This is a genomic window from Natrarchaeobius oligotrophus, assembly GCF_003841465.1.
Classification (GTDB): Archaea; Halobacteriota; Halobacteria; order Halobacteriales; family Natrialbaceae; genus Natrarchaeobius; species Natrarchaeobius oligotrophus.
The window spans coordinates 49,300-70,083 of sequence record NZ_REFZ01000009.1 but is presented as its reverse complement, the minus strand read 5'-3'; the positions used below and the strand labels follow the sequence as shown (position 1 = coordinate 70,083).

Here is a 20,784-nt window from a genome sequence, read left to right as displayed (position 1 = left end):
CGCTCCGGTATCAAAACGTACCGAGCAATGAGCTAGCGGGCGAGCTACTTGCCGTACTACGATCAGCGGGGAAATAGTGGAACGGACTCGCGATCGCCAGTAGACTCTCGACGGCGATCCAGCGGCGCGTTCCGGCGAGGAAACCGCGCAGGTGGAACGTCCCAAATTGTGGGATCACTTAACACACCCCATGGTTCGGGATTCGAGCCAACGCACAGCCACGACGGAATAGCAAGAGTTCTGAATATCTAGGCGGCTCCAAACGGAACCTCCTCCTGGATCGAGCAGACGGTCACTCGTCTTCGAGCTTGGCTACCGCCCGAATCGGAGAGCCGGTTCCACCACGTAACGGCAGCGGAAACCCGATAAACGTGAAATCGTCACCCACTACGCGGTCGATATTACAGAGGTTTTCCATGTGGGGTACTTCGTACTCGGTGCAGAGGGTGTGACACGGATACGTTCCGCTCGGATTGTCCGGGCTGGGTTGATCCACGCCGAAGTTCGCGACGCCCGCTTCGATAATCCATCGAGTCGCCGCTTCCGTCAAGCCGGTGTGCTGTTCGTTGTACGAGCGCTCGGGATAGGTTCGGTCGTAGTGACCGGTGTGGAGTAACAAGGTATCGCCTTCCTCGAGCGTCTGGCCGGTCTCGGAGAGAGCCGTGCGTACGTCGTCGACCGTAACGTACCCGTTCGGATCGCAGTGGGAAACGTCGATCGCCTTGCCCGGCGTGTGAAAGTTTTCGAGGGGCATTTCGTCGATCGGCTCCCCGTCGGGTTTGAAGTGTCGGATCGAATCGACGTGGCTCGGACCGTGTTCCGATATCTGAAACGTACGCGACTCGTACGTGAACGTCGGCTCGTCGATTCCGGCCTGCGTCCGAAAGATGTACTCGGAATCCTCGAACGTCGTGTCGGTCCAGACCACCGTATCCGGGTGCGCGAAGTAGACGGGGTGTTGGCTGTAAATCTCCTGGCTCAGATCGACGAATTCGGCCATGACAGATCATCGTACGGTCGATACATTAAATTTTGGCTTGGCCTGCGGATCGGTTCTCGGCGAATACGCCGTTGCCGAGGGGAGCGCATCCGCGCTATCCGTGATCGGCGTGCGTGAGGAAGGCGCTCGCGGCGAGTATTACCAGACTACCGATCAGGAGGGAAAAAATGCTGAGCGTAAACGAGCCCGTTCGGTCCGCGAGAGCGCCGACGAGTAGAGGACCGACGAATCCGCCGACCTCCCCGATCATGAACACCAGGCCCACCGCGGTCGCCACCAGCGTACTCTCGACGCCTTCCATCTCGACGGGAAGCGAGCGAACGAACGTCGCCAGGCCGCCGAGGCCGAAACCGGCAACGAAAACGGCGAACGCGATCGGAACGACGGCGTCGTCGACCACCAGCAAGGCAAACGTTCCCGCCGACGCAAATACGCCACACGAGAAAACGGCAGATCGACGGCTCGTCTTGAAATCCGATATCGGCGGCAGAACAAGCGTTCCGACGAGTTGCGCCGCGACGAACAGACTGGTCGTCCACACGGCGATCTCCGTCGTCACGCCGCGTTCTTGGAGGATAACGGTCAGCCAGTTTTGCAACCCGTGGACGAGCAGGAGATACGAGAACCCGACGACCGCGAGCAGAAGTACGCCCCGATGCCGGAGGAGACGTCGGAGATCGGAAGAGACGTCCGAAGATCCTCCGGCGGAGCGTCCGTCGGTTCGACCGTCAGCGGTTCGCCACGCGGACACATGCCGTCTCGCCCAGACGAACGCCAGAAACCAGACGGCACAGAAGCCCAGAACGGCGAGACCGCTGTAAAAAAATACCGGTCGCCATCCGCCGAGCAACGGTCCTGCTATCGATCGACCGATCGCGAACGCTGCGGCGGTCCCGGCGTACATCCCGACGAGGTACAGCGACGACATCGTCCCCGAGCGCTCGGGAGGGTACAGCGTCGAGACGAGTTTCGGGAGGCCGAACGTAATCGCAGTCCCGCCGACCCCGATCAGCACGGTCAGCAACAGAATCGACCAGAACTCGTGTGCGAAGCTCCTGAGAAGCTGTGCGCAACCGAACAGGGCCAGTCCGTATCCGATCGCTCGGGGGGCACCGATTCGGTCGGTGATGATTCCGCTCCACAGCGCAAATGGAATGTAGACGAAGGAGATCGCACCCGTAAGGAGCCCCGCCTGCGTGTTCGAGAGCGAGAGTTCGTCGCTGATCGGACCGAGAAACGCCGGAACGAGCAGCCAAACGAACATGAGCCAGACGTACCCGATCGTACCGAGCACTAACATCACGTGGGCGACGGGTGACTTCATTTCCGACGAGTTACCGACCGTATCGTTCGATCGCGTTTCGGGTGATGTGGCGACGGGTTCGTCCGACGATCAGACGTGCAAAGCGACCTTGATCGCGCCGTCACGGCGTTCGACGAACGTTTCGTAGGCTGTCTCGAACTCGTCGAACGAAAACTCGTGGGTGACGAGCGCCGAAACGTCGACGGTTTCGTTCTCCACTAACCGCGCGCTCGCCTCAGCCCGGTTCGCGTGGGCCCTGCAGCCGCGGAATTCGATCTCCTCCGTCACCAGATCGGCCATCGGAATCTCCTGGTGATTGTTCTTCGGAATGCCGTCGAGACTGACGGTGCCGCCCTTTCGAGTGATCGTCACCGCCTGCGAGAACGACGAGGACGTTCCCGCCGCCTCGAGGGTGACGTCCACGCCGACGCCGTCGGTGAGCGACAGCACCTGTTCGACGACGTCGTCGTCGGTGTACGGAATCGTGTGATCCGCGCCGAGATCCGCTCCAACCGCGTTTCGATCCTCGCTTCCGATCGCGATTACGTTGCCGGCACCCAGTGCCTTCGCGTTCTGTATCGCCAGCAAGCCGACGGTTCCCGTCCCGATCACGGCGACGTTCGCGGCGGGCCCGATGTTGCCCCGCTCCGCGAGGTACAGCGCGATCGCGTTCACGTCGAGCAACGCGCCTTCCGTAAAGGAGATCGATTCGGGCAGGTGATACAGCGTGTCCGCGGGTGCCGCGATGTACTCCGCGTAGGCGCCGCTCGAGGTGTGTCCGATCTGGCGGTGTCCGCTATCGAAATCGCCGTAATTTTCACAGAGGTTGTACTTGCCGTTCCGACAGTTTTCGCAGTAGCCACAGCCGTGGTGGGTCTCCGCGAAGACTCGGTCGCCCGGCGACAGTCTCGAGACGTCGTCGCCGGTTTCGACGACGGTCCCGGCCCACTCGTGTCCCGGCGTGAACGGGAACGAAGGCGGCCAGCCGTCGACGTCGCCGTGGAATATCTTGGGGTCGGTTCCACAGATCGATACCGTCTCGACCTTACACAGGACGTTGTCGGTTTGATCGATCTCCGGCGTATCTACCGTCTCTATCGACCACTCTCCCGCCTCCTCGACGACGAGCGCGTCCATTTCACTGGGCAGTGCTGTCTGGCCGTGGGTTGACATGCCACGATAGAATTCACTGCGGCACATTAATCTTTGGATGATCCAGCGTCGAAAGCGGCTCGTTCACGAGCGTCTATCCCCTCGGGAGAGGAAGAAAGGGATACCGTAACCAAATCACTTAAGAGGATCTATTCGGAATAGATTCGCAGCACTGCATGAAAGCATTCGACTCGCTGGAGCAAATAGACCTCAGTCTTGGCATCGTTCCGGATTCGGACAGCGAACCGTGGAAACCCCACGTGGACTACTGGGATCACGAGGGTGGAGCAGAACGGCTCGCACAGAACCTTCGTGAGTCGGGGTACGGAGATATCACGGCGGACGATTTTCCGGGCGGGAGCGGCCTCGCCTGGGAAGAAGTGACCGCGATTCCGCACACGGGAACGCACGTCGATGCACCCTGGCACTACGGACCGGAGTCGGAAGGAGAGACGTCGAAAACGATCGACGAACTACCCACGGACTGGTTCTGCGGTGAAGCCGTCGTGCTGGATTTCACCTGGAAAGACAACGGGACGGAGATTCAACCGCACGAGATCGACGAACAGCTCGAGACGATCGATCACACGCTCTCAGCCGGGGAGATCGTTCTCATCGAAACCGGCGCGGACGAACTCTGGGGTTCGCCCGAGTATCTCACCGACTTTCCTGGGATGGGCGCGGAAGCGACCAAACACCTCGTGAACCAGGGAGTGAAAGTGATCGGTATCGACGCGTACGGCTTCGACAAACCGTTCGAAACGATGGGAGAGCGATACAAGGAAACGCAGGACAACTCCGAACTGTGGCCCGCACACCTGGCCGGACGCGAGGCCGAATACTGTCAGATCGAAAAGATGGCGAACTTCGACGAGCTTCCCCGGCGAACGGGGGTCCACCTGGTAACCTATCCGATCAAGATCGAAAACGCCAGTGCCGGATGGGCCCGGCCAGTTGCGTTCGTGTAGGCAACGCCCGTAGAGCCGCGATGGGACGCGCGTCGATCGGTCAGTTCGGAGTGTATCAACCCATACCCCACCTGCTGTAGATTCGAAGGGACGATCGACCAGGCAAGAGGACCTACCGAGTGGCCGCATCGGTCGGTGGACGGGACAGGAACGGACGAACAGTCGAGAGAACGGCGGCTCGAGGTGTACTGATAACGGGAACGAACGGTTTCCGCCGAGGGACGGCCGACACTCCAGCGAGGGAGACGGGCGCTACTCTACGGGATCGGTTCCAGCGACGAGTATCGGCAGGTTCGAGTTCAAAATGACGTCCTGCGTGACGCTTCCGAAGAGTAACTTTCCGGTCCTCGATCGCTTGCGTCCGGCGAGACAGATCGCGTCCACGTCGTGTTCTTCGGCGTACGATAAGATCTCGTCCGCCGGATCGTTACTCCGTTCGTCCAGTTCGACGTCGATGCCTTCGTCCTGAAGCGCCTCCTCGATGAGACGCGCGGACTTGAGCTGGGTTATCGATGCGCTGTTCGGATTGTCCGTGAAGACGTGTAACACCGTGACGGTTAGCTCGTGGGTTTCGAACGGCAGACCGGTGATGGTTGCGATCTGGTCCTTCGCGTGCTGTTCGTCGTCGTCGATCGGCAGTAGTATGGTACTCATATTTTAACGTATCCGTTTAGAGGATATATAAGTTTGGACGGAACACGTCGATCATCGCGAGCGTCTCGACGCGGGAACGCTGGTGAGTCTGAACGGTAGTGGTACGCGCAACTGGCGTGTCCGAGAGAACGGTTCGCATCGAGCGCACATGTGTCGGCTGTCGAGACGAACGAAATGAGTGTTCTCCCCATTCCAACAGGAACTAGACTAGTATATCATTTTGTGATGATGAGATCGAACGTGGGCGACAGAGGTGTCAGTCGGCTGCTGTTGTGAGAAACACTAATGTTGAGATATATACATTCACATATAGATCGAAAGAAGTATATTTCGTCAATATATCTCAGATTTATTTCCAGCCTCGAAAGTCCCCCATATCGCTGATTTTGATTATAATATGATAGTATCACTAATAGATTTGTGAATTGGTTTTTATGCCGATGTCGAATTTTGCGTGATACACCGCCCTGCCGACTATCGAAGGAATCCACCCCAACCCCGTCGAAGAACGCTGCTGGTAGAAACGCGTGCGAGATCGAACCGATCACCTCGAGTCCGCGATCGCTCGTCGGGATCGCCAGGATTCGAAGAACGCGGTAACCGGGTGGTAATCCGGCTCGACGACGGGCGGCTCCGGTGCGAGAAGGTCGCCGCCTTGCGCGTCAGCCAGGCGCTTTTCGTACCAGAGTCCCGCGGGACCCCGATACTCGTCTGCGCACTCGAGGAACCGAGACTCCCAAGAGAGAAACCGGTCGCGAGCCTCGACGTCACCGTGTGCTGACGCTCGCTCGGCGAGCGCCGCAGCCGCACCGATGCCTTCAGCGAGCGCCCAGCCGTAGCGGTCCGAAACGATGGTCGCACCGTCGGCGTCGACGGTGTAGGCGAAGCCGTCGCCGGTCCAGCCGAGGTCGACGGCCGCGTCGAACAGCTCGGTGGCGCGTTCGTACCAGCCGTCGGGCGGCGCGTTCGCGTCGTCGTATCGGTCGAGGAGCGCGAGGAGTTTCGCCCACTCGACGTGATGGCCGGGCTGGTAGCCCGGCGGTCGAAACTGGTGGTGTGGCCGATCGCGGTTGTACGCGAAGTCGTGTTCCCACTCGTCGGTGTAGTGTTCCCAGAGCAGTCCGTCGGTTTCGGTCGCCAGCTCGACGGCGATCCGCTCGGCAATCTGCCCCGCCCGCTCGAGGTGGCGGATGTCGTCGGTCGCCTCGTGTGCCGCGAGGAACGCCTCGCAAGCGTGCATGTTCGCGTTCTGTCCGCGGTAGGGTTCGCGTTCGGTCCAGTCCGGATCGCAGTCGCTGCGAATCAGCCCGCCGGCGTCGCGAAACTCGTCGTCGATCAGATCGGCCGCGTGCTCGAGCCGGTCCCGAGCGCCGTCGATCCCGGCGTCGGTCGCCCGCGCATACGCGAGGAGGACGAACGCGTGACCGTAGGCCGACCTCGTTCGATCGGTCGGCTCGCCGGTCGACGCGACCAGACGGTGGTAGCCCGAGCCATCGGTCGCCCGAAACGGATGCAAGCACTCGAGCGCGCGGTTGGCGGCGTCCTGACACCAGTCCGGTCCGTCGAGGAGTGCTCCGATCGCGAAGTTCGATACCGAACGGCAGGTCGCCACGAGGTGGCGCTCGTCGTCGGGGTACGGATCGCCGGTTCGCGGGTGGAGCGGACGCACGCCAACGGCCGACAGCGTATCCGGGTACTGGAGTCGCAACGTCGCGAGCGCAGCCGCGCGTCGTGACTCGATCGCCCGTCGGTTCATACCCGAGAATGCGTGCGATCGGTGAAAGCGGTGTGGGGTTGGGCCGTCGATCGTCGTTTCGGGGTCGACGAACGTCAGATTGCGGAACTACACGTCGCGTCGGTCAAACAACACCGTTGCGACGATCACCAGTCCGACGAACGCGGTCAGCAGGATCGCGGCGTCGATCGGTTCGTACGAGCCGTCGATGAGAACCGGCGTCGGCTCGTAGTAGTACGTTGGACTGAGATACTGGATCCACTCGAGTTCGTCCGCCCCGCCGACGACCGACTCGAGCAGAAAGAGCACGAACACGACGCCGATCGCGGCTCGTTCCGCGACGGCGGCCCGGTCGACCAGCACGGACAGCACCAGCCCGATCCCCGCACAGACCAGCAGGTACGGGACCGACAGCGCGTGGGCGAGCGCGAGATTGGCGACGTCGATCGGTTCGCCGATCACCGCGGCGAGGACGTAAACGGTCGCGCCGACGCCGACGTTGAGCGCGATCAACGGGAGGAAAAGTGAAGCGACTTTCTCGAGGAGGAGACGCGATCTGGAAACGGGAAACGAAAGCAACAGATCCAGCCGGTCGTGCTCGGCGTCGTTCGCGACGAGCCCGCCGGCGGCGTAGGCGAAGTACAGTCCCAGTCCGAGCAGCCAGACGAAACTGTAGATCTGCGATCCCAGAAAGCCCTCGATCGTCGCCAGGGTCTCGATCCCGAACGCGTCCATCATCGCGGGCGGCATCGACTCGAGCATCTGATCGTAGTCGACCCCCTCCAGAACGGTGAAGTACCAGACGATGAACGCCGCGTACAGGCCGATCGCGACGGTCAGTATCGCCGTCCCGCGAACGCGACGGCCCATTTCGTACCGGGTCGTCTCAAACACTGGACTCGCCCTCCGGATCGTCGGTGGCCGACCCGTCCGGTCCGTAGTAGTGCATGAAGACGTCCTCGAGCGGCGGCTCGCTGATCTCGATCTCGCGAACGTCGTACGACGCGAGCGCTTCGAGCAACGCGTTGTAGTCGCCGGTGTAGACGAACTGGAGGCCGTCGGCGAACGCATCGACGTCGACGACGCCGTCGAGCGTCGCGAGCGCCTCGCTGGCCTCGTCGATCGTCTGAACGCGGACGCGCTTGCCGCCCTGATCGAGCAGGGTTTCGACGTCCTCGAGTCCGACGAGTTCCCCGTCGCGAAGGATTCCGACGCGATCGCAGACGCGTCGAACTTCGCTCAACACGTGCGAGGAAAAGAAGATCGTCGTGCCGCGGTCGCTCTCGCATCGGACGAACTCGTTGAACCGCTCCTGTTTGAGGGGGTCGAGTCCCGACGTCGGCTCGTCCATGATCACGAGGTCGGGGTCGTGCATGAACGCCTGAACGATGCCGAGCATCTGCTCATTGCCGGTCGAGTACTCGCGAATCGGGCGTTCGATCGGCGGCGTGAACACGTCGAGCAGGTCGTCCAGCCGTCGATCGCCCTTGATCGACGCGTGATACTCGAGGACCTGCTCGCCGGTTACCTCCTCGTGAAATCCCAGATTCGCGGGCAGGTATCCGATTCGTCGTTTGGCGTCGACGAGTGCACGCTCGTCGCGAACGTCAGCACCGAGTACCGTCGCCCCGCCCGACGTCGGCGCGAACAAGCCCAGAAGCGTTCGAATAGTGGTCGTCTTTCCGGCTCCGTTCGGTCCGAGGAATCCGAACACCTCCCCCTCGTCGACGGAAAACGAGATCGAATCGACGCCGAGAACGCTCCCGTACTCCTTCGTCAGCTCTGCCACTTCGATGGCTCCCATACTCGATGAGTAACTCTATGACTAAATATCTTTTTTGGTTATGAAGTAATAACTGAAAACCGATTCGGTTATGAGTTTACAGAGCCGAGACGATTGTATGAAGAAGTTCAGCGACGAGGAACGAGAACGGATCAGAGAGCAGTTGGTCCGGACCGGACGCGAGCTGGTACTAACGTACGGGCCGGAGAAAACGACCGTCAAGGACGTCACCGATCCCGTCGGAATCGCGAAACCCACGTTCTATCAGTTTTTCGATGCAAAGTCGGATCTCTACCTCGAGATTCTCGAGCGCGAAATCGAAGAGTACGTCGAGAACGTCCGGACGGAACTCGAGGGGATCGACGACCCGCAGGAGGCGCTCGAGCGGTTTTTTTGGTGTTACGTCGAGTTCGGCGAGGAAAATCCGTTCGTTCAGCAGATGATCATCCGGGGAAACTACCGGGAGCTGATCGAGCGCTCGTCGGGAGAAGCGTTAAACGACGTGCAAGAGCAGCGGTGGGCGGAGTTCGTCCCGATCATCGAAGAGATCAAAGCCCGCAGCGACGGCCCGGTCGCGAAGATGGATCCGCTGACGATCGGCGGGCTGATGTCGGGGACGCTCGGCTGGCTGATGATTCACAAAGACGAGTACGAACTGTACGAAACCGAACTCGAAACCATCGATCAGGGGTACTACGAACACCTCCAGGAGACGCTGATATCGACGATCGCGAGAGGCTTGACGATCGCGGAGTGAGCGAATCGCGCTGGCCACCGGCCGGCTCGATGGTCGTCGTATCCGCGGGGGCGTTCTCGGTTAGCGGCTCGGATCGAACGTCGTTTCACCGAGCGCCGTTCGTTTCCCCTCGCTATTTAAACGGTCGGCGCTCGGGCAGCGTCACTTTATAAGGACGGTTAACCCACGTGCGAATACACCGATAATGTCTCACACAGAGGAGGGAGCCGAGCCCCCATCGTGGACGTCGATTCTCGAGAGCCACGAACGAACGCTAGGAGAACAGATCGCGTACCTCGCCGAGAACTCGGAGTACTACCGCCGAAAGTTCGACGAGTGGGAGATCGATCCGGGAGCGATCCGAACGCTCGAGGACCTGGCTCGCGTCCCGTTCACGACGAAAGACGACGAGCGGCGGTGTCAACGCGAGACGGACCCGTCGCAACCGCTCGGAGCCCACCAAGCGGCACCGACGGACGAACTCGCACTCACGCTTTCGTCGTCCGGCACGACCGGAACGCCGACGTACTTCGGACTGACCACGCAGGACCGGGCCGACTGGGAAACGCTGGTGGCGAAAGCTGCACGGACCATGGGCGTTCGGGCCGACGATACGGTGGTCCACGCCATCGGCCGGCCGATCGTTCCCGGCGGCCTCCCGTACATCAACGGCTTCGCCAGGGTCGGCGCGAACGTCGTTCCGGCGGGCGGCGGGAGCAGCGAACAGCTGCTCACCGTGCTTGCGGACCTCTCGCCGGACGTCCTCCACTCGACGCCCTCGCACCTCGAGTACCTGGTCGACCGCGCACCCGAGATCCTGGGCCACGGCCTCGAGGAACTCGGGATTCGGATCCTCGTCGGGGGCGGCGAACCCGGTTTCGGCAATCCCGAGATTCGCGAGCGGGTCAGACAGGGGTGGGGCGTCGACGGAATCCGCGACGTGATGGGGATCGGCGACGTGTCCGGGGCGGTCGCGGCGGAGTGTCCCGAAGAGGGCGGCGCACACTTCATCGCGGACGGCCACGTCCACCCCGAGTTGATCGATCCGGAGACCGGAGACCGGCGGCCCTTCGAAGCCGGCGCGGAGGGCGAACTCGTCTACACGCCCCTTCGCCGGGAGGCCACGCCGCTGTTGCGGTTTCGCTCCGGCGACTACGTGCGGGTGCTCGGAATGGACTGCGATTGCGGGTTACGGACCCCGCGGCTCCGCGTCGTCGGCCGCTCGGACGACATGCTCATCTACAAGGCGAAAAACGTCTACCCGGAGGCGATCCGGGAGGTGGTCGCCGACGTCGACGGCGTCACGCCGCGGATGAAAGTCGTCCTCCCCCACGAGGAGAAGGTCGCGTTCACGGAGCCGATTCCGATCCGCGTCGGTCGGGACGGAACCGCGGGCCGAACGGACGACGCGATCGTCGACGACGTCACGTCGGCGGTCAGAAACCGCCTCGGCGTTCGCGTGGAGCCGACGCTCGTTCCGGCCGAGGAAATCGAGCAGTCCGAGTACAAGACCGACCTCGTCGACGTCGAGGGGGGGCCTCGATAGCGGACGATGCCCGAGCGTTCACTCGCCGAACTGGAGGCGATGGTCGGAACGTCGAGAACGGTCGTCGACGGGTTCCGCGTCGAAGCCGGAAAGGTCGCCGAGTTCGCGCGCGCGATCGGCTGCGAATCTCCCGTCTACTACGACGAAGACGCCGCGAACGCGGCCGGCCTCGAGGGGATCCCGGCCCCGACCACGTTCCTGCGAACGTCCGTGTTTCCGCGGTACCGACGCGAGGGAGCGGACCGCGATCCGGTCTTCGATCTGGGGTTCGACGCGGCGCGGGAGGTACACGGCGAACACGCGTTCGAGTTCGAGCGATCGATCTACGTCGGGGAGACGCTCACCGGCACCGCGACGCTCGTCGACGTCTACGAGCGGGAGGGGACCGACGGGACGATGACGTTAGCCGTCCAGGAACTCGAGTACGCGACCGAGTCCGGGGAGCCGGTCGCGACCGAGGAGATGACCGTCATCGAGCTTCCGGAACGCGATACGACGGAGGGCGACTCGTGAGCGACGAGTCACCCGACTCGGATCGAACGGCGGGGGCTGCGTCGGAAACGGTATCGATCGGAACGCGGGGACCGACGATCGTCGCGGAATCCGTCGATCGGCGGGACTTCGTGCGGTATGCGGGCGCGAGCGGCGATTTCAACCCGCTACACTACGACGACGAGTACGCGCGGGCGGCCGGCCACGACGGCGTCTTCGCCCAGGGGATGTTCACCGCCGGCATCCTCTCGCGAGCCGCCACGGAGTGGTTCGGCGTCGGCGCGGTTCGCGCGTTCGACGTTCGCTTCCTCGACACCGTCCGTCCGGGCGACACCGTTCGGGCGTTCGGCGTCGTCTCCGACGTCCGGGAGGAAGACGGGGCGTGCGTCGTCGAACTCGAGTTGACCGCCGAAACGAACGACGAAACGGCGGTCGCGGCCGGGAGCGCGACGGTCCGGCCGAGCGCGGAGGGGGAAGAATCGGCTCGAGAAGGCTGATCCGATTCTCGTCGCGGCTGAAACGCGGCTACGCGGCTACGGATCCTCGAACGTCGGCGAGCGTCCGTCGAGAAACGCCGTCTTTCCTTCCTCGAAGTCCGGGTGGTGTGCGACGGTCCGGGCGAGTTCCTCGTCCCACCTGGTTCCGTCGATCACGGATCGCTCGAACGCGTCGTTCGTCGATCGAAGCGTCGCCTCGATCCCGCGTGGCGAGTTCGATGCGATCGTCTCGGCGAACTCCCGGGCGGTGTCCATCACGTCGGCGTCGTCGACGGCCCGGTTCACGAGCCCCCAGTCATCCGCCCGGTCTCCCGAAATCAGCCGCCCGGTGAGGAGTAACTCGTTCGCTCGCGTCGAGCCGATCAACCGGGGGAGCAACCTGGTTCCGCCGGCGCAGGGAAAGATGCCGACGCTCGTCTCTGGGAGCCCGAGGCGAGCGTCCGAACCGGCGATCCGGAGGTCACAGCCGAGCGCGAGTTCGAGCCCACCGCCGACGGCAGCGCCCTCGATAGCGGCGACGTACGGCCGCGAGGACGAGCGGATCGCCTCGATCGCGTCGATCGAGGCCGAGACTTCGTCGACGAACTCGTCCGGCGGCTGTTCGAGGTCGCCGCCGGCGCTGAACGTCCCCTCGGCACCCCGGAGGATCACGACTCGAGCGGACGTCTCCTCGACGCGGTGGACGACCTCGAGGAGGTCGTCGACGAGCGCCTTCGACAGCGCGTTCTTCCGTTCGGGTCGGTGGAGCGTGACGACCGCGATCGTTCCGTCGATCTCGAGTCGAACCGGATCGCTCTCTGCGGACATACCATTGCGAACGAGTGACGGAATATAAAACGCGCGCAGTGGGACGCCGTTCGGTCGGGGCTCGGACGGTCTGGCCCACCGGTCGATCCGTGCACCACGGCCGATTTTCGGGCGCGATCGAGCGGCTGACCGAACGGCGCGACTCGCGGTGGGCGAACGGATCGGGCCTTCTCGCCGAGGTCTCGAGTCGTCCACAGTAATGAACACAACGAATGAATGTATACGATGAACACAACTGATGAACACCAAAGGGCGAAGACATCGAGACGCATTCGGTCGGGCGTGCAACGTTTCGAACTCGCGACTCGAACGGGGTCGACCGCCGGCTGGGCGAGAAACCGAGAGAAACGTCGGCGAAAAGCACTTAGGGGTCGACGGAACGGATACCGTGTATGATCGACGAGGTTTTGCCCGACGTATACGACGTGACGGTCTCGGAGAGCGACGGCCGGAGAATGCGCGTCTACCTCCTGAACAGAACCGTCCCGACGCTCGTCGATACCGGGTTCGCGGAGACGACGGACGCGCTGTTCGACGGGATCGAGGCGATCGGAACGGAGCCCGAACGGCTGATCGTCACCCACGGCGACAGCGATCACGTCGGCGGGTACGACGCCGTTGTCGAGGAGTACGACCTCGAGACGTGGGTGCCGGAAGAGACGGACCTCGACTCGTCCGTCGAGCCCGACAAACGGTACGGTCACGGCGACGAGATCGGGCCGTTCGAAGCGGTCCACACCCCCGGCCACCAGCCGGACAATTACGCGCTCGTCGACGAGGATGCAGCGCTGCTCGTCCCGGGCGACGCGGTGTTCGGGGCGGACTTTCGCGGGCTGCCCGAGGGCTATCTCGTCGCACCGCCCGCGCTGTACTCAGACGACGTGAACGAAGCGGAACGCAGCATGGAACGGCTGCTCGAGTACGAGTTCGACGCCGTGCTCGTCTTTCACGGCTCGGCCGTCCTGGAGGGGGGATACGATCGGCTCGACGAGTTCGTCAACTTTCCCGGAAAGCCCGAGTGGGCGACGTACCGGTAAATCGCCTCGGGGTCAAGCCCCGAGGCTTTCGCGTGGACTCCCGTTCTATGCCTCAACAGAGGCAGGGGGTATGTACTCCCCGCTCACGTTCAGCGTCCCGCGATTCAAGCGCACATCTACGGGTGCGCCTCCGTCGCCTGCATTTTGCCGACGACGAAGATACTGCAAACCGATGTTCTTCGCTGCGTTGTAGTCGGCGTGGTTCTCGTACCCGCACTTTTGGCACTCGAACGATTCTTGATGGCGATTGTCATCGTGGGTAAACCCACACGTTGAGCAACGCTTCGACGTGTTTCGCGGGTCAACCTGCACGGCTTCGACGCCGTGTTCTTCGGCCTTGTATTCGACGTACTCGTAGAGGCGTCGGAACGCCCAGACGTGTTGCCACGTCGCTTCGGGAATGTTCTCCCGAATGTGGGTCAAGTCCTCGAACACGATATGCGAACAGTCGGTCTCGAGGGCCTCCTCAATAAGTTCGTTCGCCACCGTGTGCAGGTATATCTCGAACCGACCATACTCTTTCCGCCCAACGCTCTCGATGTTTTCGTGGGCGTGTCGAGAACCACACTGCTGAAGCGACCCACGGCGCTTTTCGTACTCTCGATGCCAGTGATTGAACTCGTCTGCTGACCAGAATCGCCCAGTCGAAGCAACGGCGAGGTTGTTCACGCCCAAATCCACACCAAGGACTGTTCTGTGCTTGGACTCGGATTCAGGCGATTCCTCGTCTACTTTGACTTTCCGCATCGAAGCGTGGAGATACCAGTTGCCGTCGCGGTACTGGAGGTGGGCCATCCGAAACTCGAAGTCCTCGCCGGAGACGTACTTCGTCGGCGGTGTCTCCGAGTCGTCGGGAAGGATGTAATTGCACTCAACGCGCCCGTCTATGGTTGATAGAGAAACGTGGTCGCGGTGGAACGTCGCACTCCGCTTGTCGTAGACCGCGCTATCGGCAGAAAAGTGCGGTTGAGACGTATTCTCGCCACGTTTGAGACGTTCGACTCCGCTTTTAACGGCTTCGACCGCCCGCCGAATCCCTTTCTGGACGAGATTTGCGGTGAGGTCGGTTTCGTCGCGGAGTCGGTCGTAGAGAGCGCGTTCGGCTTTCGCTTTGGAAGTGACATGGTATCCGTCGTCGCCGTGCCAGCACCACTCGCTCGCGGTGTTGGCACAGTGTTTGAACTGCTCGACAGTCTCTCGGAGGGAGTCGTCTGCTCCTTCAGAAGTGTCGAGTTTGATAACGGCGGTACGACGGTATTCCACTCTGTTTTCACATATACGGCTGGTGTTACTTATACATTCGGGAGTCGGCCTATCACTGTAGCGTGGTTTGCGTCATCGAGTGTCGGCTTCCTCCACGGGGTCAAGCCCCGTGGCATCCGCCTCGATTCTTCGGTGAACCGCCTCGAGGTCAAGCCCCGAGGCGCTCGGCCCGTTCCGCCTGGAGGCGAAGCTCGCCCGCTCGAGTCGCCGACTGAGAGGGGGTGCGAAGTGAGTGCCGTTCGCCGCTCGGTTTCGAGCGCCGAACGCCGACGCGTCGGTCGAAGACCGAATACGACCGAACTATTGTGCTCCGTTCGAATAGCCGGATATGGGATTGCGAGACGAGGAGCTCACCGGCCACGACGTGACGTGCGTCGTCCGAGAGCGAGCCGGATCGGGAACGCACTGGCGAACGTACACCGGACGGACGCGGGCCGGAAAGCCAGTCGCGATCAGGACGTTACAGCGGGAGATCCCCGACTCGAGTCTCGGTCGGTTCGACGATCTGTTGAGACAGTGGGTGGGGATCGCCGATCGCGAATCGGCGAGGAACGTCGTCGACTGGGGGAGCGACCCCAGACCGTGGGTCGCCGTCGAGTACGAGCCGGCCGAAATCGAACGGTACGCAGCGGGGAAGATGGTCGACGCCGTCGCCGACTGCGACGACCGCACGAACGCCGAACTCGTCGGCGACGTCTGCGAGATCGTTCGGACCTACAGCCGGTACGGATCGACCTCTCACCACCTCGCGATCCACCCGGACTGCCTCTCGGTTCGAGACGGATCAGACGGCCCCGTGGCCGTCGTCGACGACTGGGGACTCAGCAGGCTCGCGAGCGATCCGCCGGTGACGCCGTACACCGCACCCGAACAGCTCGAAGTCGGCGAGCACGCGAGCAAGCGCACGGACGTGTATCGAGTCGGCGTCCTCGCCGCGCACCTGCTCTCCGGATCGACGCCGTTTCCCAAGGGGATCGACGACGACGACGATCCCGACGCGCTCGCGAACGCGATCCGGGACGGAATCGACGAGGCGACGCTGCCGGAGGGTGTTCGATCGACGATCGCTCGAGCGACGGCCGTCGATCCGGCGGACAGGTATCCGACGACCCACAAGTTCCGACTCGACCTGCTCGAGGACGTTCCGGCGACCGGGAAGCGAAACACCGATCCGATCGCGGCGGTCGGGACACCGGCTCCCGACCGTGAGAACGTCGATGCGGCCGACGAGCGAGACGATTCGGACGAACCGTCCGGCACGGACGACGGCGGACCGAAAGCAGACCGGACGTCGGAGACGACCGCGGCCGACGTCGGCGAATCGACGAGAGAGGCCGACGCGAGCGGATCCGGTTCGCGGCGAGCCGTCCTCAAGTACGGCGCCGTCGTGGCGAGCGGCGTCGGCGCGGCGTACCTCGGCTATCCGCTCCTCGCCGGGGACGACTCGACCGGAGGATCCCTCCCGGTGGACGATGCGGAGTCCGGTCCGGACGCAGTCAGCGGCGGAACCGTCCACGTCGACGTCGGTCACCGGTCGTGGCTCGAGGCGCTCGAGGACGTGGCCGACGACGCGGGCGTTCCGCCGGAGGTCGATATCCGACTCCGCACGGGAGCGGTCGGTTCGCCAGAGCGCGTCGAAGAGCTCCGCGCTCGGGCCGAGTCCGGAGATCCGCAGCCGGATCTCGTGACCGTGAACGAAGCCGAACTGGGAACGCTCACGGCGGCCGAAGCGACCGAGCCCCTCGGCGAGTACGTCACGTCCGGCCGGATCGAAGACGCGTTCTCCGACCTCCCGCCCGCGTACCGGGAGATGAGCGTCCATCCGAACGAGGACGAGCCCCACGCGATTCCGTACGGGTTTTCGCCGCTTGTGATCGCGTACCACACGGAACCGCTCCGGGAGATCGGGCTCGACGGGAGCGAGTTCGAGCGGTGGATAACCGACCCGCCGACGATGGAATACTGGTCGGAAGCCGTCTCGGTCGTCCGCGAGGAGCTGAATAATCCGCTCGGCTTCATCTGGGCAGGCGATACGAACTACCTCTCGTGGATGTTTACGACGGTCCTATCGGGATTCGGAGGGGCGTACTACGATACCGTGGATGCGTCGATAGGGCCGATCGGCGAACGGAACGTAACGGTCGCGTCGTCGGCGGCCGTCGAGGCGGCGAACGTCGTCCACGACTTCGTGACCGGCGACGACCGGTCGGCGCTGTCCATCCAGCAGTGTGCCACCGAAGACGTCTTTTCGTTCGGGCTCCCCGAGGTCCAGGAGCTGTTTTTCGAGCGGGAAGCCGTCGCCGCGCAGATGCCCCTGTCGTTCGCGTTCAACGCGATCGAAGAGTTCGGAGCGGACGATATCGGGATCGTCCCGGGCCTGACGGGACCCGAGAGGCCGGCGACGACCGCCTTCGGATCGTACGTCGCGTTGAACCCGAACACGGAACATCTCGCCGAGAGCCTCGAGGTGGCGAGTGCGTTCCGGTCGTCGGAGTTTGCGGAGGCGATCGTCGACAGTCGGTCCGAAATCCCGTTCGGTCGCGGACCGCTCGCCGACGGGCTCTTCGATTCGACGCCGTACGAACCGTACGTCGATGCGATTCGGTCAAGCGCCGAGTGGGGAGTTCCCGAGCCGGCCGGGGAAGCCTGGATCTACCAGCGAAACGAGATCGGCGAACTCGTCCGATACGCGGTTACCGGGACCGAGCCGGAAGCGGTACTCGAGGAACTCGCGGAACTCATCGAGGACGACTGAGACGGATTACTGCAACGAGTTACACTGGTCCGGACGAAACTGTGGGATGAGCGTTGCAACCGCCTTCGTCTCGTGGCCGCTCGCCGACGGCTCCGACCGCTCACCGGATCCGGTGTGCGAACTGTCTCGTTCCAAAGTGCGAGAGGCAAACGCTCGTTGGTTCGCCGGTTCGGCGTCGGTTTTTCAGCCGTGTGGAGGGAGTCAATCGGCGCGTTTTTTCAGGAGGTAGCTCACGATGCCGATGCTGAGAAGCGCGCTTGCGATTTCGAATCCCGGAACTTCGAACGCGACTTCGGGTTCGTCCGATTGCGAGGCATCGTCGTCGGTCGCGGCTTCGTCCGATTCATCGTCGTCCCCTTCCGTCTCGTCCGCGGGTTCGTCGTCCGCGTCCTCCGCTTCGTCCGCTTCGTCGCCGGCTTCCTCGTCGGCGGGACCCTCGTCGGCACGCGAGATTGCGGGTGACGAGCGCACGGCGCCGGTCATCTCGACCTCCCACTCCTCGACGCCCGTCTCGGCGTCGATCGCGAAGAGCGACTCGATGTCGGAGCCGACGAACACCGTTCCGTCGGCGAGCGTCGGCGAGGAGCGGACGGGACGCGCCGTGGAAAACGACCACTCTCTGCTACCGTCGTCGGTCGACACCGCGAAGAGATCGCCGTTATCGGAGCCGATGTACAGCGTTCCGTCGTCGAGGATCGGCGTCGTTCGCGCGACGTCGACGGTGGAAAACTCCCACACTTCCGATGCGTCCGATCGCTCGAGCGCATAGAGCGTCTCGTCGGCCGATGCGACGTACACGTGGTCGTCGTCGACCACCGGCGTCGACCGAACGTATCCGTCGGTTTCGTACCGCCACCGCTCACTTCCGGCCGTAGAAACGGCGTAGAGGTACTGATCGTCCGATCCGAAGTAAACGGTCGAACCGTCGACGACGGGCGTCGTTCGAACCCGATTCGACGTTCCGAACGACCACGATTCGCCGCCGGTGTCGGCGTCGATCGCGTACACGTTTCCGTCGTCCGAGCCGAAATACACCGTTCCCCCTGCGACCGTCGGCGAAGCGTGGATCGCGCTGTTCGCTTCGAACTCCCACTTCGTCGTTCCGTCCGCCGCATCGAGCGCGGTCAGTACTCCCTCCTCGTCGCCGACGTAGACGACGCCGTCGACGACCGTGGGATGCGTCCGTGCAGTCCCTTCCGTCGAGGCGGTCCACCGCACGGATCCGTCGTCGGCGTCGAGGGCGTGTACGGTCTCGGAATCGGCGGCGACGGCCGCGTAGACGGTTCCGTTCCAGACCGTCGGAAGCGGCGAGGTGACTCGAGTGCCGAGGCGGCGACTCCACCGTTCCGAGCCGTCTGAGACGTCGAGCGCGCGCACGTAATTGCCGTCCTCGCCGACGTACACGGTATCGCCGGCGTCGGCTGCCGCGGCTCCGATCGGGCCGAGCGTTCCCGTCGCGAGGGCGGCACCGCCGATCGCGGCCAGCGCCTGGCGGCGGTTACACGAGCGGGTCATCGGCGTACCTCCCCTCGTCACGGGACAGCCGTCGTCTCGATACGACTCCGATACCGCGGGCGTTACTCGGTTTCATCGGTGGAATCCTCCTCGTCGTCGGAATCGTCCTCGCCGCCCGTCTCCTCGTCGTCGGCCGATTCTTCTTCGTCATCGTCGTCCGTCTCCCCGGTATCGTCGGACGCCTCGCCGTCCGTTTCGTCCCCGTCGGTCGCGTCGTCGGTATCCGCCGCGTCGTCCGTTCCGTTCTCGTCGCCGGACGCCTCGACCTCGAGGGTGACGGTACCGTTGATCAGCCAGTCGTACTCGTCGGTCGAGGCCCACTCACCGGCGCTGATCGTGAGGTCGCCGCCCGTTTCGATCCCCTCGAGCGTGATGGAGAACGATTCGTTCGTAACCTCGTTGTACGTTTCGTTGATCGGCTCTCCGCCGTCGGCCGGTGTGAACGAGACCTGTGCGTGGTCCTGGTTGGTCACGCCGCTCACCGTCAGTTCGCCGTCGACCGGTTCGACTGTTTGCGTTTCGTTGACGAACTCACCGCCTTCCGTCAAATTGTGGACCGCCGCGCCTTCGACCGTGACCTGCTCGAGCGTCGCCTCGTCGTCGTCGGAGACCACGACGAGCGAATCGGTCGCGGTCGGAGCCGAGTACCCGGCGACCGCCAACAGATTGACGGCGACCAGCAGAACCAGGAAAGCGGCGACGACGACGCCGAAGCTCACGACGGCGACTTTCGTCTTCGTTCCGAGCTGTGAGAGCGGGCCGCCCTTCCCCTGCTTGCCGAGTGCGTTGGGAGGCGGCGATTCGAAGATCGACAGGTCCCGCTTGAGCCGGTGTCTGATCTCTTCGTCCGTCTTGGTGGACTGGCTCCGTAGCTCGGAGAGTTCCGCCCTGATGTTCGATACTTTCTGGCCGATGAACTTCTCCTCGTATCGGGATCGGCCCTCCCGCATCAGCCGCTCGGTCTCGCCGATCGGCTCGAGTCCGCTGTAGTTCCCGACCGAGATCGCCAGATCGCAGTTTTCGAGCTGTTCGACGTCGGGGTTGTCGGCGATCGCGATCCGCTGGGCCGGTCGTCGACCGTACCTGTCGAACAGTCCGAGGGCGTCCTCGGTGCTCGAGACGCCGAACCGAAGGCGCTGGCCCGAGTTCAACAACTTCTCGATGAGTTCGTGGTCGAACTCCGATCCGGGGACGCCGCTGTGGGTCTGTTCGAGCGATCGGAAGACGTCGACGTCGTCGGAATCCGTCTGGATCGACATCCCGTACTCCCCTTCGACGCGCTGTCGAAGGTCCGCTTTGAGATTTCCGAAGACGTCGTTCCGAGAGCGCGTCTGGTAGACCGCGTAGTACTGCTCCGCACGGCCGGCGTTCGATTCCCGCGCCCGGAAGAAGACGGCGATCTTGGTCTGTGAGCCGAAATCGGCGTAGACCTTCACCCCGCCGAAAAAGAAGTTCTTGATCAACTCGTTCGGTTGCCCTGTTCCCCCCGACTCCTTGTACGGTTTTCCGCGTGAATCGTATATCGTTAGTTCGGCCATCTG

At 63.1% G+C, this 20,784-nt stretch carries 18 protein-coding genes; 7 read left to right on the top strand and 11 right to left on the bottom strand.

Going from position 1 to position 20,784, the window contains the following annotated elements; all coding sequences use genetic code 11:
- Positions 1-292: 292 nt before the first annotated feature.
- The 3 genes from EA472_RS13950 to EA472_RS13940 form a co-directional block, all read right to left on the bottom strand.
- Entirely contained in the window at positions 293-1,000 is a 708-nt protein-coding gene (locus EA472_RS13950; RefSeq protein WP_124192131.1) for a cyclase family protein, read from the bottom strand.
- A 94-nt stretch (positions 1,001-1,094) separates the two neighbouring features.
- Positions 1,095-2,300 (bottom strand): MFS transporter, encoded by a 1,206-nt coding sequence (locus EA472_RS13945; RefSeq protein ID WP_165874894.1) that lies wholly within the window; start codon positions 2,298-2,300, stop codon positions 1,095-1,097.
- Between the two features lie 93 nt (positions 2,301-2,393).
- Entirely contained in the window at positions 2,394-3,476 is a 1,083-nt protein-coding gene (locus tag EA472_RS13940; protein ID WP_165874893.1) for a zinc-dependent alcohol dehydrogenase, read from the bottom strand.
- A gap of 155 nt (positions 3,477-3,631) precedes the next feature.
- On the opposite strand from EA472_RS13940, the gene EA472_RS13935 reads away from it, so the two are divergent.
- Positions 3,632-4,423 (top strand): cyclase family protein, encoded by a 792-nt coding sequence (locus EA472_RS13935; RefSeq protein WP_124192128.1) that lies wholly within the window; start codon positions 3,632-3,634, stop codon positions 4,421-4,423.
- 252 nt (positions 4,424-4,675) lie between these two features.
- On the opposite strand, the gene EA472_RS13930 is transcribed toward EA472_RS13935, so the two are convergent.
- The 4 genes from EA472_RS13930 to EA472_RS13915 form a co-directional block, all read right to left on the bottom strand.
- Positions 4,676-5,077, bottom strand: a complete 402-nt coding sequence (locus EA472_RS13930; RefSeq protein WP_124192127.1) for a universal stress protein — start codon at positions 5,075-5,077, stop codon at positions 4,676-4,678.
- 544 nt (positions 5,078-5,621) lie between these two features.
- Positions 5,622-6,833 carry an AGE family epimerase/isomerase gene (locus tag EA472_RS13925; RefSeq protein ID WP_124192126.1) on the bottom strand — a complete coding sequence of 404 codons (1,212 nt, stop codon included), beginning with the start codon at positions 6,831-6,833 and terminating at the stop codon, positions 5,622-5,624.
- 87 nt (positions 6,834-6,920) lie between these two features.
- A complete protein-coding gene (locus EA472_RS13920) occupies positions 6,921-7,706 on the bottom strand; it encodes an ABC transporter permease subunit (RefSeq protein WP_124192125.1) in 786 nt (261 codons plus the stop codon).
- Positions 7,699-8,616: an ABC transporter ATP-binding protein gene (locus EA472_RS13915; protein WP_124192124.1), complete on the bottom strand. Its 918-nt coding sequence runs from the start codon at positions 8,614-8,616 to the stop codon at positions 7,699-7,701. Before EA472_RS13915 ends, EA472_RS13920 begins: the two co-directional genes overlap by 8 nt.
- A gap of 97 nt (positions 8,617-8,713) precedes the next feature.
- On the opposite strand from EA472_RS13915, the gene EA472_RS13910 reads away from it, so the two are divergent.
- From EA472_RS13910 to EA472_RS23015, 4 genes are all read left to right on the top strand, one after another.
- Entirely contained in the window at positions 8,714-9,352 is a 639-nt protein-coding gene (locus EA472_RS13910; protein ID WP_124192123.1) for a TetR/AcrR family transcriptional regulator, read from the top strand.
- A gap of 184 nt (positions 9,353-9,536) precedes the next feature.
- Positions 9,537-10,877, top strand: a complete 1,341-nt coding sequence (locus tag EA472_RS13905) for a phenylacetate--CoA ligase family protein (RefSeq protein ID WP_124192122.1) — start codon at positions 9,537-9,539, stop codon at positions 10,875-10,877.
- A gap of 6 nt (positions 10,878-10,883) precedes the next feature.
- On the top strand, positions 10,884-11,390 hold the full coding sequence (locus EA472_RS23020) for an FAS1-like dehydratase domain-containing protein (protein WP_243637851.1): 507 nt from the start codon (positions 10,884-10,886) through the stop codon (positions 11,388-11,390).
- A complete protein-coding gene (locus tag EA472_RS23015; RefSeq protein ID WP_243637850.1) occupies positions 11,387-11,866 on the top strand; it encodes a MaoC family dehydratase in 480 nt (159 codons plus the stop codon). Before EA472_RS23020 ends, EA472_RS23015 begins: the two co-directional genes overlap by 4 nt.
- Positions 11,867-11,902: 36 nt before the next feature.
- On the opposite strand, the gene EA472_RS13895 is transcribed toward EA472_RS23015, so the two are convergent.
- Positions 11,903-12,673: an enoyl-CoA hydratase/isomerase family protein gene (locus EA472_RS13895; protein WP_124192121.1), complete on the bottom strand. Its 771-nt coding sequence runs from the start codon at positions 12,671-12,673 to the stop codon at positions 11,903-11,905.
- Between the two features lie 392 nt (positions 12,674-13,065).
- On the opposite strand from EA472_RS13895, the gene EA472_RS13890 reads away from it, so the two are divergent.
- Positions 13,066-13,710: an MBL fold metallo-hydrolase gene (locus tag EA472_RS13890; RefSeq protein WP_207891164.1), complete on the top strand. Its 645-nt coding sequence runs from the start codon at positions 13,066-13,068 to the stop codon at positions 13,708-13,710.
- Between the two features lie 45 nt (positions 13,711-13,755).
- Here the strand turns inward: EA472_RS13890 and EA472_RS13885 are convergent, their stop codons facing one another.
- The gene (locus tag EA472_RS13885) at positions 13,756-14,973 is read right to left on the bottom strand and encodes an RNA-guided endonuclease InsQ/TnpB family protein (protein ID WP_124192120.1); all 1,218 of its coding nucleotides are present in this window, start codon (positions 14,971-14,973) and stop codon (positions 13,756-13,758) included.
- A gap of 328 nt (positions 14,974-15,301) precedes the next feature.
- On the opposite strand from EA472_RS13885, the gene EA472_RS13880 reads away from it, so the two are divergent.
- Complete coding sequence (locus EA472_RS13880; protein WP_124192119.1) at positions 15,302-17,728, top strand: extracellular solute-binding protein; 2,427 nt, start codon at positions 15,302-15,304, stop codon at positions 17,726-17,728.
- Between the two features lie 201 nt (positions 17,729-17,929).
- Here the strand turns inward: EA472_RS13880 and EA472_RS13875 are convergent, their stop codons facing one another.
- Positions 17,930-19,243 carry an outer membrane protein assembly factor BamB family protein gene (locus tag EA472_RS13875; protein ID WP_124192118.1) on the bottom strand — a complete coding sequence of 438 codons (1,314 nt, stop codon included), beginning with the start codon at positions 19,241-19,243 and terminating at the stop codon, positions 17,930-17,932.
- Positions 19,244-19,305: 62 nt separating this feature from the next.
- Positions 19,306-20,781, bottom strand: coding sequence for a hypothetical protein (locus tag EA472_RS13870; RefSeq protein ID WP_124192117.1), 1,476 nt, complete (start codon positions 20,779-20,781; stop codon positions 19,306-19,308).
- Between the last annotated feature and the right edge of the window lie 3 nt (positions 20,782-20,784).

Excerpts from the sequence above, each read along its gene's own strand:
- EA472_RS13950 (WP_124192131.1), bottom strand. The coding sequence starts at position 1,000 with ATGGCCGAATTCGTCGATCTGAGCCAGGAGATTTACAGCCAACACCCC.
- EA472_RS13945 (WP_165874894.1), bottom strand. The coding sequence starts at position 2,300 with ATGTTAGTGCTCGGTACGATCGGGTACGTCTGGCTCATGTTCGTTTGG.
- EA472_RS13940 (WP_165874893.1), bottom strand. The coding sequence starts at position 3,476 with ATGTCAACCCACGGCCAGACAGCACTGCCCAGTGAAATGGACGCGCTC.
- EA472_RS13935 (WP_124192128.1), top strand. The coding sequence starts at position 3,632 with ATGAAAGCATTCGACTCGCTGGAGCAAATAGACCTCAGTCTTGGCATC.
- EA472_RS13930 (WP_124192127.1), bottom strand. The coding sequence starts at position 5,077 with ATGAGTACCATACTACTGCCGATCGACGACGACGAACAGCACGCGAAG.
- EA472_RS13925 (WP_124192126.1), bottom strand. The coding sequence starts at position 6,833 with ATGAACCGACGGGCGATCGAGTCACGACGCGCGGCTGCGCTCGCGACG.
- EA472_RS13915 (WP_124192124.1), bottom strand. The coding sequence starts at position 8,616 with ATGGGAGCCATCGAAGTGGCAGAGCTGACGAAGGAGTACGGGAGCGTT.
- EA472_RS13910 (WP_124192123.1), top strand. The coding sequence starts at position 8,714 with ATGAAGAAGTTCAGCGACGAGGAACGAGAACGGATCAGAGAGCAGTTG.
- EA472_RS13905 (WP_124192122.1), top strand. The coding sequence starts at position 9,537 with ATGTCTCACACAGAGGAGGGAGCCGAGCCCCCATCGTGGACGTCGATT.
- EA472_RS23020 (WP_243637851.1), top strand. The coding sequence starts at position 10,884 with ATGCCCGAGCGTTCACTCGCCGAACTGGAGGCGATGGTCGGAACGTCG.
- EA472_RS13895 (WP_124192121.1), bottom strand. The coding sequence starts at position 12,673 with ATGTCCGCAGAGAGCGATCCGGTTCGACTCGAGATCGACGGAACGATC.
- EA472_RS13890 (WP_207891164.1), top strand. The coding sequence starts at position 13,066 with ATGATCGACGAGGTTTTGCCCGACGTATACGACGTGACGGTCTCGGAG.
- EA472_RS13880 (WP_124192119.1), top strand. The coding sequence starts at position 15,302 with ATGGGATTGCGAGACGAGGAGCTCACCGGCCACGACGTGACGTGCGTC.
- EA472_RS13875 (WP_124192118.1), bottom strand. The coding sequence starts at position 19,243 with ATGACCCGCTCGTGTAACCGCCGCCAGGCGCTGGCCGCGATCGGCGGT.
- EA472_RS13870 (WP_124192117.1), bottom strand. The coding sequence starts at position 20,781 with ATGGCCGAACTAACGATATACGATTCACGCGGAAAACCGTACAAGGAG.